This is a genomic window from Brevibacterium sp., assembly GCF_031179145.1.
Taxonomy (GTDB): domain Bacteria; phylum Actinomycetota; class Actinomycetes; order Actinomycetales; family Brevibacteriaceae; genus Brevibacterium.
The window spans coordinates 151,361-164,163 of sequence record NZ_JAPSIB010000002.1 but is presented as its reverse complement, the minus strand read 5'-3'; the positions used below and the strand labels follow the sequence as shown (position 1 = coordinate 164,163).

At 65.1% G+C, this 12,803-nt stretch carries 11 protein-coding genes; 5 read left to right on the top strand and 6 right to left on the bottom strand.

The window, feature by feature from the left end; genetic code table 11:
* Positions 1–19: 19 nt before the first annotated feature.
* Positions 20–1,516 (bottom strand): HNH endonuclease, encoded by a 1,497-nt coding sequence (locus RIT73_RS02710; protein WP_309130512.1) that lies wholly within the window; start codon positions 1,514–1,516, stop codon positions 20–22.
* A gap of 187 nt (positions 1,517–1,703) precedes the next feature.
* Positions 1,704–3,068, bottom strand: coding sequence for an isochorismate synthase (locus RIT73_RS02705; protein WP_309130511.1), 1,365 nt, complete (start codon positions 3,066–3,068; stop codon positions 1,704–1,706).
* A gap of 149 nt (positions 3,069–3,217) precedes the next feature.
* Between RIT73_RS02705 and RIT73_RS02700 the strand changes: the two genes are divergently transcribed.
* From RIT73_RS02700 to RIT73_RS02690, 3 genes are read left to right on the top strand one after another with little or no spacing between them, the layout of a single operon-like run.
* The gene (locus tag RIT73_RS02700) at positions 3,218–3,910 is read left to right on the top strand and encodes a demethylmenaquinone methyltransferase (RefSeq protein WP_309130510.1); all 693 of its coding nucleotides are present in this window, start codon (positions 3,218–3,220) and stop codon (positions 3,908–3,910) included.
* Positions 3,907–5,211, top strand: a complete 1,305-nt coding sequence (locus RIT73_RS02695) for a geranylgeranyl reductase family protein (RefSeq protein WP_309130509.1) — start codon at positions 3,907–3,909, stop codon at positions 5,209–5,211. The genes RIT73_RS02700 and RIT73_RS02695 overlap by 4 nt, the downstream gene beginning before the upstream one ends.
* Before the next feature lie 54 nt (positions 5,212–5,265).
* Positions 5,266–6,276, top strand: a complete 1,011-nt coding sequence (locus RIT73_RS02690) for a polyprenyl synthetase family protein (protein WP_375294970.1) — start codon at positions 5,266–5,268, stop codon at positions 6,274–6,276.
* Positions 6,277–6,315: 39 nt separating this feature from the next.
* Here the strand turns inward: RIT73_RS02690 and rarD are convergent, their stop codons facing one another.
* Positions 6,316–7,236: an EamA family transporter RarD gene (rarD, locus tag RIT73_RS02685; protein WP_309130507.1), complete on the bottom strand. Its 921-nt coding sequence runs from the start codon at positions 7,234–7,236 to the stop codon at positions 6,316–6,318.
* 93 nt (positions 7,237–7,329) lie between these two features.
* Between rarD and RIT73_RS02680 the strand changes: the two genes are divergently transcribed.
* A complete protein-coding gene (locus RIT73_RS02680) occupies positions 7,330–8,745 on the top strand; it encodes an FAD-dependent oxidoreductase (RefSeq protein ID WP_309130506.1) in 1,416 nt (471 codons plus the stop codon).
* Between the two features lie 129 nt (positions 8,746–8,874).
* A complete protein-coding gene (locus RIT73_RS02675) occupies positions 8,875–9,789 on the top strand; it encodes a RelA/SpoT domain-containing protein (protein WP_309130505.1) in 915 nt (304 codons plus the stop codon).
* Positions 9,790–9,828: 39 nt separating this feature from the next.
* On the opposite strand, the gene RIT73_RS02670 is transcribed toward RIT73_RS02675, so the two are convergent.
* The 3 genes from RIT73_RS02670 to RIT73_RS02660 form a co-directional block, all read right to left on the bottom strand.
* Positions 9,829–10,209: a RidA family protein gene (locus RIT73_RS02670; protein ID WP_309130504.1), complete on the bottom strand. Its 381-nt coding sequence runs from the start codon at positions 10,207–10,209 to the stop codon at positions 9,829–9,831.
* Between the two features lie 51 nt (positions 10,210–10,260).
* Positions 10,261–11,940 carry a choline dehydrogenase gene (locus RIT73_RS02665; RefSeq protein ID WP_309130503.1) on the bottom strand — a complete coding sequence of 560 codons (1,680 nt, stop codon included), beginning with the start codon at positions 11,938–11,940 and terminating at the stop codon, positions 10,261–10,263.
* Positions 11,941–12,058: 118 nt separating this feature from the next.
* Complete coding sequence (locus RIT73_RS02660) at positions 12,059–12,763, bottom strand: hypothetical protein (RefSeq protein WP_309130502.1); 705 nt, start codon at positions 12,761–12,763, stop codon at positions 12,059–12,061.
* Positions 12,764–12,803 lie beyond the last annotated feature (40 nt).

Genomic DNA, 12,803 nt, shown 5'->3' with positions numbered 1-12,803 from the left:
GGCAGGAAGTGCCGGCACCTCAGCCGCTGTCGGCGAAGAGTCTCGAGCGGAGCAGCTCTTCGACGGGGCTCAAGGCATCTGCAGCGCGGCTGTCTGGACCGGCCGGGGACCCCGTTGGCGGCGGAATCTGTCGTGGAGAAGGCGGAATCTGCGGTGGTGGTTGTGCCGATGGCTCCATGAAACCGGCCAATGCTTGGCGCCAATCCCGCTTGCCCGGCGGGCACTCAGGAGATCGGCGGGGCTGCCGCATCTTCGTCACCAAGGGGCGCTTGCTCACGGAGTACCGGCGACCGGTTGGAGTCCGCACGATGAGTCCGACTTCGATCGTTTCGTGCCCCCAGCCCGGATGCTCCTTCGCGAAATTGCAGCTCGCGCAGAGGCCAGAAGCGTTCTCCCAGGTGGTGGGTCCGCCAGCCGCCGCAGGATTGACGTGATCGGCATGCTTGATCGGAGCATCGCACCACGGACTGCGACAGACATCGTCACGGAACACCACCATTCGCCGCAGCAGCCCTGAGAAGACCCGAGCTTTGGACTCCATCCCCACCAGCTGCCCCTCGTGGGGTGTGGTGAACAGGCGACGGAGAAGAACCTGCGCTCTGTTCGCGGCGATGAAGTTCCGGGCTTCCTTCGCGGGCAATGGCCCATACCCGGGCAGCCAGGCGGGCACGGCGCCTCTGGACAGCAGCGATTCGACCTCGATGACGACGTGGACCTCGACCGGCACGTCCTTGGCCTTCGTCAGCCCCGTTGTGCGTTCGACGAGCAGGTCGGCCATCACCTGCGCATGTCTGCGTCCCAAGGCCTTGCCCTGGGCGATGGCGGAATCGGCACCGGACTTCAGCGCCTCGGAGACGGCGACTGCTTGGATCATCGGAAGAATGGCGGAGACTCGTCCCATTCCGTGAGGCAGTGGCGTCATCGTCACGCGTCTGTTGGCGGCAGCTCGAGCGGCCCTGTCCGCAGCTGTGTCAGCGGCGATTTCGGCCGCGAGGGCGCGCGCTTCATGGCGCAGGCTCTTGATTCCGGAGTCGCTGAGGCTGTTCCGGATCCGACGGTCGACGCGGCGTCTTTCATCGCCGGAGAGATCGGCGGTTTCGTCCGCGATGACGTTCGCCTTCGCCTCGCTGATGGTGCCTCGAGTCAGCGCCTCGAAAGTGTCCGGTAAGTCCGTCAGTGTGCGGGCAGTGGTGAGGAACTTCCGTCCTGAACCGGGACTCGACTTCCTCGCGAAGCCGATCTCGTCGCCGGCGCGCACTCCCTGCCTCGCCGCGGGGACGTTGTTGAGAGCGTCACGTCGGATGCGCAGCTGTTCGAACCCGACGGCTTCGCGACTCTGGGCAGCCGCGAGGGTGGCTTTGAGCTCTTCGAAGGCCGTGATCCGGTCAAGGGCCTCGCATTCAGTGGAAGCAGGAGACAAGCCGCACAGAAGAGCGCTGAGCCGAGAGACTTCGGCCAGCGTCTCCGACTCCCCGACATCTGCTGTCGGAGTGCCCTGCACGGGTTGTGCTTCCATGTTCACACACTAGACCTCGCCCCTGACACGAGGTCGGCCACGGCCATCTGGCCGGGTCAGCGCGATTGTCAGGAATGAAAAGGTCGAGAATCGGGGAAGAATTCGACCTTTTCCTCCCTGACAATGGCATCAGCGCCGCGCGGACCCGGGACCCAGCGCCGCGGTCAACCCGAAGCCGGCGCCGCTCTCAACCCAGACCCAGCGCCCGGCGCATCGGGGCGAATTTCGCCTCGGTCTCGGCCACCTCGGCGAGGGGGTCGGAATCGGGCATGATCCCGGCGCCGGCGAAGAGGCGGATCCGGTTCCGGTCCTCGAGCTGACCGCACCGCAGAGCGATCCCGAACTGACCATTGCCGCGCCCATCCATCCAGCCCACAGGGCCCGAGTACCGACCGCGATCGAGCGGCTCCAGACTGTCGATGTGTGTGAGCGCGCTCGACTGCGGGTATCCGCCGACGGCCGCGGTCGGGTGCACCGCCGCGGCGACGTCGAGGGCGTTGAGCGTGGTCTCGGAACCGAGGTGCGCGGTCGCGTCGGAGGCCGAGTGGATGACGGTGGCCAGCGGCAGCAGATGCGGGCGCTCATCGACGCTGACGTCATCGGCGACGCGGCTGAGGCTGCGCTGCAGGGACGCGATCGCGAACGCGTGCTCAGTGCTGTCCTTGTGCGCGCTGAGCAGCTTCCGCGCCGCGGCCAGCTCCGTCGCCGGATCCTGCTCCACCCGGTAAGTGCCCGCGAGCACCCGGGAGACGACGCGTGAGTTCTCGACCCCGATGAGTAGCTCCGGGGTCGAGCCGATGAGCCCGGCGACGTCGAAGGTCCAGCAGCTGGGGTAGCTGCGGTTGAGAGCGCCGAGCACTGAGCGGACGTCGATGTCCTCGTCCGTGGTGACGAGCTCATCGCGGGCGAGGACGACTTTGCGCAGGGTGGGATCGTCGGAGAAGGCATCCACCTCGGCGGAGTTGCCCACCGGGGTGAGCATGGCAGAGACCCTCTCGACGAGCCGCGTCCAGGAGTCGGCGTCGAGATCACCCGGGGTCGCCTTCGCCGAGGTGACCGGGCGCAGCGGTTCCGGATGCAGCACGGGCGGCGCCGGGTTCGCCCCCGCCTCGGCGATGGTGGTCATCCACACGCGCCCACCGCGACGGCCGAGCACGAACTCGGGGATGTGGAGGAGGGAGTCGACCTCGGACTCCCCGGAGAACGCGACGGTGGCGAAGCACATCAGGCCCGAGCCGAGCAGATCGACTTCGTCCTCGACGTCTGCGGCGGCGGTGATCGCCCTCCAGGCGTCGGAGAGCTCGGCGAACCGGTCCTGGCCGCGGGCCCGGATCCGCAGGGTCCGACCGAAGCCGATGAGACCAGAGGTGTCGCGCACCCAGCAGGAGAACGCCGAGGTGGGCAGGAGAGTCAGCGTCTGCTCCACGGTCGTGGGTAGTCCGGATTCGAAGGGGAACCCGGGGCCGGGGTCCACGTCATCGACGAAGCGCGAGCTCACCTGCAGGTGCGGAGTGTTGGCCGCGATGTCCGCGGAACCGTAAGTGTCAGTCATTTCAGGCCCACTTTAGACCAGGTCCTCGCCGCGCGGAGCGGCGGGAAAAGACCGACTGCGGCGACTGTGGCGAGTTCCACAGCGGCGGGTGCGGAGAATCGGCACCAGAGGATTCGCTCCGGACGAGTCGCTGTTGAGACAATGAAGCCATGAATCGTGCTCAGCTGGACAAGCAGCCCGCTGATGTCGCCGCAATGTTCGACGACGTCGCCTCCCGCTATGACCTCACCAACGATGTGATGACCTTCGGCCTGGCCCGAGCGTGGCGACGCACCGTGGCCCACGCTGTGGCCGCCCGTCCCGGCGAGCGCGTCCTCGACCTCGCTGCCGGCACCGGCACCTCGTCGATGACGTTCACCCATCACGGCGCCGAGGTGGTCGCCGGGGACATCTCGGAGGGCATGCTCGCCGAGGGGCGCAGGCGTCACCCGGAGATCGACTTCATCTACGCCGACGCGATGGATCTGCCGTTCTCCGACGCCAGCTTCGACGTCGTCACGATCTCCTTCGGCATCCGCAACGTCCAGGACGTGGATGTGGCGCTGACGGAGATGCTGCGCGTACTCAAGCCGGGCGGCCGCCTCGTCGTGTGCGAGTTCTCCACTCCGACGTTCCCCCCGTTCAGCACCGTGTACAAGGAGTACCTGATGCGAGCGATTCCGGCGATGACGAAGATCGTGTCGTCGAACCCGGAGGCGTACGTCTATCTCGCCGAATCGATCCGCGCCTGGCCGGACCAGGACGAATTCGCCCACCAGGTCCTTGACGCCGGTTTCGACCAGGTGAAGTACCGCAACCTCTCCGGCGGCATCGTCGCGATCCACCACGCCCTCAAGCCGTGAGCAGCGACTTCGACGCCGACGTCATCGTCGTCGGTGCCGGTCCCGCGGGCTCGGCCGTCGGCGCCTACCTGGCCGGTGCCGGACACGACGTCGTCATCCTCGAGAAGTCCGGGTTCCCGCGGGACAAGATCTGCGGCGACGCCCTGACCCCGCGCGCGGTCAGGGAGATCGGCCATCTCGGCCTCGACACCCCGGAGTCCGAGGGGTGGCATCGCAATCGCGGACTGCGCCTCATCGGCGGCGGTCACCGCCTCGAAATCGACTGGCCCGACATCGACGGCACCCCCGACTATGGGCTGACGAAACCGCGCATGGGCATGGACGAGGCCTTCGCCCGTCACGCCCAGCGCTCTGGCGCCAGACTGTTCGAGCAGGTCAAAGCCCTGTCCCCGGACATCGGCGAGGACGGCTGGATCCGGGGAGTGCACGCCACCGGCACTGATCACCGGGGCCGGCGGGTCGGCCCCGACGCCCACTTCCGGGCCCCCATCGTCATCGCCGCGGACGGAGTCTCCTCCCGCCTCGGCGTGTCCATGGGCCTGTCCAAGCGCGACGACCGTCCGATGGGCGTGGCCGTGCGCAGCTATCACACCTCGCCGAGGCACGCCGACGATTACATCGAGAGCTGGGTCGAGATGCGGTCGACGAACGCAGACGGCCAGTCCGAGGTGCTGCCCGGCTACGGCTGGCTGTTCCCGATGGGCGACGGCACTATCAACATCGGCACCGGCCTCCTCGACTCCTCACCCCAGTTCGGCTCCGTCGACCTGCGCTCCGTGATGGGCCAGTGGATCGCCGACATGGGCGGCGAATGGGGCATCGACGAGTCGACAGCGCTGGGCCCGATCAAGTCCGCTGCCCTGCCGATGGCCTTCAACCGCACCCCGCACTTCCACCAGGGCCTCCTGCTCCTCGGCGACGCCGGGGGAATGGTCAACCCGTTCAACGGCGAAGGCATCGACTACGCGCTGGAGTCCGCTCGCCTGGCCGCCGAGGTGATCTCCACCTATGCCCGTTACCCGCAGCATGTGATGCGGCAGAGGCTCGCCGAGTACCCGCAGCTCATCGGCGACTCGCTCGGCAGCTACTTCACCCTGGGCCGTGTTTTCTCCGCCATTATCGGCCACCCCACCCTGATGCACTTCGGAATCAAGTACGGTATGGGTGTTGACGTTGTGATGGAATTCGTCGTGAAACTGCTGGCGAACCTCTACCGCGACTCCACGGTGTCCGAGGCTGATCTCATCGACCGGGTGATCTCCACTCTCACCCGGATCGTGCCGGCCACCAGCAATGCCTGAGCACCAGCAATGCCTGAGCACCCCACGACCATGACGACGATGAATGACGAGGACATGAGCCACCTAGCATCTCCGGCGACCCTCACCGGTGCCGATGCCCAGCTCGCGGCGGATATCTCAACCCAGCTGGAGGCCGTGGAGCGCCGGCTCTATGAGGTGACCGAGCAGACCCGCAAGCTGCCCGACACCGCCTCCAAGCATCTGCTGGCGGCCGGGGGCAAGCGCGCCCGTCCCAATCTCCTCCTGCTCACCGCCCGCCTCGGTGAGCCCGATCGCGATGAGATCATCGAGGCGGCCGTGGCGGTCGAACTCATCCACCTCGCCTCCCTCTATCACGACGACGTGATGGACGACGCTCCCGTGCGCCGAGGTGCGCCCGCCGCCCATGAGGTGTGGGGCAATTCGGTGGCGATCCTCACCGGCGACCTCCTGTTCTCCAAGGCCTCCCTCGTCACCGCCGGCCTCGGGCCCGAAGCGGTGCGCATCGAGTCCGAGACCTTCGAGCGACTCGTCCTCGGACAGCTCAACGAGTTCGCGGGCCCCCCGGAGGACGCGGACCCGATCGATCACTACCTCCATGTGCTCGCGGACAAGACCGGGTCGCTCATCGCCACCTCGGCGCAGTTCGGGGTCATGTTCTCGCAGGCCGACCAGTCCCTGGCCGAGCCCGTGCGGCTCTTCGGTGAGCGCGTCGGCATCGCCTTCCAGCTCGCCGACGACATCATCGACCTCACCGCCTCCTCGCAGTCCTCGGGCAAGACCCCGGGCACGGACCTGCGAGAGCGGGTCCCGACCCTGCCCGTGCTCTACGCCCGTGCCGCGGCAGCCGATGGTGACGTCTCCGCCGCCGAGGTGGTCGAGCTCCTCGATGCCGACCTCACCTCCGATGAGGCCCTCGAGTCCGCGCGTGCGGCCCTGGCCTCCCACCCGGTGACCGAGCGGGCCCGCGCCGAGGCGGTGCGCTGGGCCGAGGACGCGAAGTCGGCCCTCGCACCCCTGCCCGAGGGCATCGTCAAGGACTCCCTGTTCGCCTTCGCCGACTCCGTGGTCTCGCGCACGAGCTGAGGTTCGCGTCGACGGCGGGCTTGTTCGTGTCTGGCGTCCCTACAGCTTCCGGCGGCGGTTCGTCGTGGCGGCGAGGTCGACGCTGAGCAGGATCACAGCGATCCAGATGACGAAGAAGCCGATCCAGCGGGTCGTCGACATCACCTCACCGAGCAGGGCGACGCCGATGATGAACTGCATCGTCGGTGCGATGTACTGCAGCAGGCCCACCCAGGACAGCGGGATGCGGCGGGCGGCGGCTCCGAAGAAGATGAGCGGGATCGCCGTCGCCGGGCCGGTGAGGATGAGGACGAGGACGTGACCGGGCCCGAATCCGGTGAAGGTGTTGAGATCGACGATGGCCAGATAGCCGATCAGGGCGAGACTGGGGATGGTCAGCACGGCTGTTTCGACCGTCATCGATTCGAGGGCACCGACCTTGCCGCCGACCCTGTTCTTCACGAGCCCGTAGAGGCCGAATGACACCGCCACACCGAAGGCGATGAAGGGCACTCGTCCGATGCCCATCCCGACGATGACGACGGCGAGCAGGCCGAAGCCGACAGCCGCCCACTGCAGCGGCCGCAGTCTCTCACCGAGGAAGATGACGCCGAGTCCGATCGAGATGAGCGGGTTGAGATAGTAGCCCAGCGACACCTCGACGAGCTGATGGGTCTCGACCCCGTAGATGAATGTCGTCCAGTTGACGGCGATGAGGACCGATGCCAGGGCGAGCAGCCAGAAGGTTCTGCCCGAGGTGATGACGTCCCAGGTGCGTTTGAAGCCGCCGGTGAAGGCCAGCAGGATCGCACAGAAGAGCAGCGACCAGATGACTCGGTGGGCGACGAGTTCGAAGGCGCCGGTGGGGGCGGCGATGACGAAGAGGAGAGGGAGGAATCCCCACATCAGATAGGCGGAGATTCCGTAGCCCAGCCCTGTTCGACGTCGGGCGCTGTCGTCGGGGGAGATATTCAGGCTCACAGATGAAGCTTAAGTGCGAGGTTCATCACGATTGAGTAAGGATGCCCTACCCAAGCGATAGAATTGGAAGCCACTGACTAGAAAGGTGTGAGAATGACTCGTCCCTTCCGGGTGGCCATCATCGGTGCCGGCCCTGCAGGCATCTACGCGGCCGATCTTCTGACGAAGGCCGAGCGCGACTTCGACCTCAGCATCGACCTCTTCGATCGGCTGCCGACTCCGTTCGGCCTCGTCCGCTACGGCGTCGCCCCCGATCACCCGCGGATCAAGGGCATCATCAATGCGCTGATCAAGGTCCTCGACCGCGGCGACATCCGCCTGTTCTCCAACGTCGACTACGGCACCGACGTCACTTTGGAGGAGCTCACCGATCGTTACGATGCGGTGATCTTCTCCACGGGCTGTGTCAAGGACGCCTCGCTCGACATTCCTGGCGTCGACCTCCCGGGTTCATACGGCGCCGCCGACTTCGTCAACTGGTACGACGCCCACCCTGATGTGCCTCAGACCTGGCCGCTGGAGAACGAGAAGGTCGCTGTCATCGGCAACGGAAACGTCGCCCTCGACGTCGCCCGGGTGCTGGCGAAGCAGGCCGACGACCTGCTCACCACCGAGATCCCCGATCACGTCTATCAGGGTTTGAAGTCGTCGAAGGTCACCGATGTCCACGTCTTCGGCCGGCGTGGGCCTGCGCAGGCGAAGTTCACGCCCCTGGAGCTGCGCGAGCTGGGCCATGTCAAGGACGTCGACATCATCGTCTACCCGGAGGACTTCGAGTTCGATGAGGCCTCGATGACCTCGATCCACTCGAACAACCAGGTCAAGCAGGTGACGAAGACGCTGACCGACTTCACGCTGCGCGATCCCAAGGGCGCACCTCGGCGCCTGCATCTGCACTTCCTCCACGCCCCCGTCGAAGTCCTCGGTGAGGACAAGGTCACCGGTCTGCGCACGGAGCGTCAGGAGCTCGACGGCAACGGCGGTGTCAACGGCACCGGAGAATTCGTCGACTGGGAGATGGACGCCGTCTACCGCGCCGTCGGCTATGCCGGAACTGCTCTTCCGCAGCTGCCCTTCGACCCTCGCAAGGGAGTCATCCCGAATCACGAGGGCCGCGTCGTCGACACCTTGGACCAGGCCGAGGCCGCTGCGGCAGATGTCGTCCAGGGTGTGTACGCGACGGGCTGGATCAAGCGCGGACCGGTCGGGCTGATCGGGCATACGAAGGGCGATGCCCTGGAGACGATCACGCATATCCTCGAGGATCGCGCCGCCGGAGTCCTCACGGATCCCGTGTACCCCGACGAGAGCTCGATCGTCGAACTGCTCGAATCGAAGGGCGTCGACTACACGGACTGGGAGGGCTACCACCGCCTCGACGCCGCGGAGAAGGCACTCGGTGAGGCCGAAGGCCGCGAGCGGAAGAAGATCGCGACCCGCGAGGGAATGCTCTCCGAGGCACGCGTCCTGGCCTGCTCGGAAGTCGGCTCCACGGGAGCCGGTCACTGAGCCGAGAGTCCGCGGGCCACTCGGCTGGACACTGAGGATTCAGCACAGCTTTCACGAGCGCGTCACCGTTGTGGTGGCGCGCTCGTGGTTTGATGGTCAGGTCAGACGAGAACTTCTTCAGGAGACACGGTGAGCGCGGATTCGGCATTGCGACGGTTCGTCGAGCAGGCCTATGAGCATCGACGCGAGGCATGGGAGTCGGCCGCGCTGCAGATGAAGCTGTGGCTCAAACAGCAGCAGCGTGACCTGCTCAAGGCCCAGGACATCTCCCGCCTCGACATCAACGGGCACCGGATCAAGGACCCGGCCAGGACCCTGGCCAAACTCACTGAGAGAGCCGCCGAGGATCCCGCGGCAGTCATCACCTCCTGGCGAGATGTCGAGGACCAGGTCCGTGACATCGTCGGCGTCAAGGTGCTGTGCAAATCCCCGCGCGACCAGGTGATGATGTTCGACGCCCTGCGTGACCCGCAGCAGCTCGGGTCCTTCGTCCTCGTCGAGGAGAAGAACTACGTCGATCCGCCCAAGCCCAGCGGTTACCGAGCCGCCCACGTCACCCTGCAGATCCCCGTCGACGACACCGATCCCGTCTATGCGGAGATCCAGGTGAAGACGCGGCTGCAGGATGCCTGGAGCGAGCTCACACACGAGGACATGTACAAGCCGGGTGCGGCGATGAAGCCCAGCGAGCTCCACGGGGAGTTCGCCCGGGCGATGGCGAACATGCTCGCGACCGTCGACGACATGGCCGACGTCCTCGCCGTCGAGCTCTCCGCCCTGACCAACCCCGAGCCCGAGCGCCTCGCCGGAGCGGACGAGCACGGTGTCATCGAGGTCAAGGTCCGCGCCACCGGTCCCAAGTACGCTCTCGCCGTCGACAGCGACGGGCGCCAAGGCCTCATCCCTGCCTTCGCCGTGCGCGAGCTCAGTCCGCAGACCGGCACGATCAAGGTCAACGACTATGTCGCCGTCGATGACGTCCTGCGCGTGGCCGTCGAAGAGGACTCGAAGGGCGTGTACTACATTCCCCGTGAGCTGCCCTGAGACGCGGACGATGGCGTCCGCTTCGACCTCGGGACGGGATCAGTGTGTGGTGGCCACCGCCTCGACCTCGACCTGCATGCCCGGTACGCCGAATCGACGGACTTCGACCATGACACTGGCTGGACGGGACTCGCCGAGGAACTCACGTCGCAGGTCGGTGAGCCGTCCGACTGATGTGATGTCCGTGAGATAGACGGTCAGGCGCACGATCTTGGAAGGAGAGGAATCGCAGGCTTCGAGCAGTCTTTTCAGCCGATCGAAGACGAATTGAACCTGCTCGACGAGATCTTCGGACACCAGGTTCCCGTTGTCGTCGATGGGCATCTGACCGGTCGTGTGGACGAGGCCGTTGACCACAACGGCGTCCGAATACAGCTGAGTGCCTGAGGGCTTGGTGAGGTTGACATTGGTACGGGTCATGTGGACTCCGATGAGAGGTGGGTGTTTAACGCTGTTCTCGTGCTGATTCGGTCAGTGAGCTTGAGTTGTCGAATGCCGATAGAAGTCGACTTTTTCGGCAGGCAGGGGGTCCTGGCCGAGAATGACGTCGGCGGCCTTCTCGGCAATCATCATCACCGGCGCGTAAAGATTGGCGTTCGGAATCGATGGCATCACCGAGGCATCGACGACACGCAGCCCCTGAACACCGTGAACCCGGAAGTCATTGGGGTCGACGACCGCCTCGCTGTCGGTGCCCATCTTGCAGGTGCCGCACGGATGGTAGGTGGTCTCCGCATCCCGGGAGACCCAATCAAGGATCTCTTCGTCGGACTCCACCTCGGGGCCGGGTGAGAGTTCGCCGCCGTTGAATTCTGCAAAGGCCGGTTGGTTCATCAACTCCCTGGTCGCTCGCACTCCGTCAATCCATTCCTGCCGGTCGCGTTCCGTGGAGAGGTAATTGAAGGTCGCCACCGGCTGTTCAAACGGGTTGCGATTGCGCAGCTTGATGTGACCCCTCGATTCGGGCTGCTGGGGACCGAGGTTGATCTGGTAGGCATGAGGTGTCGGTGCGGGGGTTCCATCATTGCGGACACCGAGTGTGAGCATGGTGAGCATGAGGTTCGGCATCGGAGCATCGGGAAACGAACGGACGAACCCGCCGCCTTCGAAATGGTTCGATGCCGCCGGTCCCTTCTTCCCGATAATCCATTTGAGCCCAGTCAACGGGTAGCTGCGCTTCCTCACGATGCTCTGGTTGGAGACTGGCTGTGTGCACTCGTACATGATGAACGCTTCGAGATGGTCCTGGAGGTTCTCACCGACGCCGGGAAGATCGACGATCGACCGGATGCCGTGTTTGCTGAGCTCGGCAGCGTTGCCGATCCCCGACAATTGCAGGAGCTGAGGGGAGTTGTAAGCGCCGCCGCTGAGGATGACCTCTGCACCCTTGACGATCGTCCGCTTCTTGCGAGGACCCGAGGCGAACTCGACTCCGACTGCGCGTGTTCCCTCGAATATCACTCGTGTGGCGTGGGCCCCTGTGACCACGTCGAGATTCTTCCGATTCTTCACAGGAGCCAAATAGGTGCGAGCCGCGTTGTATCGTTCGCCGTCCTTGATATTGGAATCGAAGGAGGCGAATCCCTCCTGCCGGTAGCCGTTGACATCGTCGACAAGTTCGTAGTCGGACTGCACTGCGGCTTGGAAGAGCGCGTCGAACAGAGGATTCGGTGGGCCGTCATAATGGTGTCGGTGAACAGGAATTGGGCCTTTGCGTCCTCGATACTGGCCACTGGGATCGGGACCGTCGAAGCTCTCGATGCGTTTGAAGTAGGGGAGAACATGAGCATAGTCCCACACCTGCGATCCCGTCTCGTGCGCCCACCGTTCATAGACGAGGGGATTACCACGCTGGTAGAACATGCCGTTGATCGAGCTGCTCCCACCCATGACCTTGCCGTGGTAGTGGTCGATCCGGCGACCGCCCAGCCCTGCCTCTGGTTCTGACTTGGTACGCCAGTCATAGAGGGGGTGTCCCATGAGAAAGAGAAATGCCGCGGGAATCCGGATCGGAACGTCGAACCAGGAATAGCGATGTCCCGCCTCGATGACGAGTACCTTGGTCTCCGGATCTTCGCTCAGCCGGTTGGCGAGCACGCAACCGGCTGATCCTCCGCCGACGATGATGTGGTCATAAGTGTCAAGCTTCACTGCTTCTCTCCTTTGACTGGCAGGTTGAAGAACACTCTCCTGCATGAGCGGTTGTGTCGTGATTGGGAAGATTACGAAGTCAGATGATGGAATTGTGACCTGCTATAGGTCTTCGAAGTCACGCTTCTCTCGCCCATTCGAGCACTCGACTCGCCGCCGTTTCGCCTGGGGCTGCCCCGAGCGATCTCGCACGGTCATTCGCCCGCGAGATGATTCCGCCGAGGGTGGAGAAAGCCTCGCCGATCCGTGCCGTTCTCGCATCGACCGTGAGTGCGGGGATTCCGCGGGCGTCGAGAGCCGCGAGCCTACCGATTCCGGCATCGTCGATGCCGATTCCGGCATCGTTGAACACCGCAGCGAATCCAATGGCCTTCAGGGCCTTCCTCGGGTCGCCTCCGATGAGGCCACCATGCGAGCCGGTGACGATGATCTTTCCGTCGTCGTCCCCGGGCTCGACCAGTGCCGCGGAGTCGACAAGCACTATGGCGCGGTCGGCCCCTTCGCGGGTGAAGAGTTCGACCCGGGACTCGGCTGCCGGAAGCCGTACTGGATCGTGAGGGTCGCTCCTCGCAAGAACAGTGAGGATCTCTTCGGTCGACATTCCTTCGGCAGCGCCGAGGGTCCGGGCGGCATCGTTGACGACGCTCACACGACCTCGTTCGAACATGTCCGAGGTGTCACCAATGCGGCAGGTGCGATGGTCCAGTGCTGCTGCAGGAACTCCCACCTCGGTGAGGACCACCAAGCCGGCTACACCCGCATCATTGAGGCCTCGGCCCGCATCGTGGAACACTCCACCACGCAGACCGAGTCGGGCAGCCAACCGTCCAGTGTATGCACCCGCATGCGATCCGGTGAGGAGT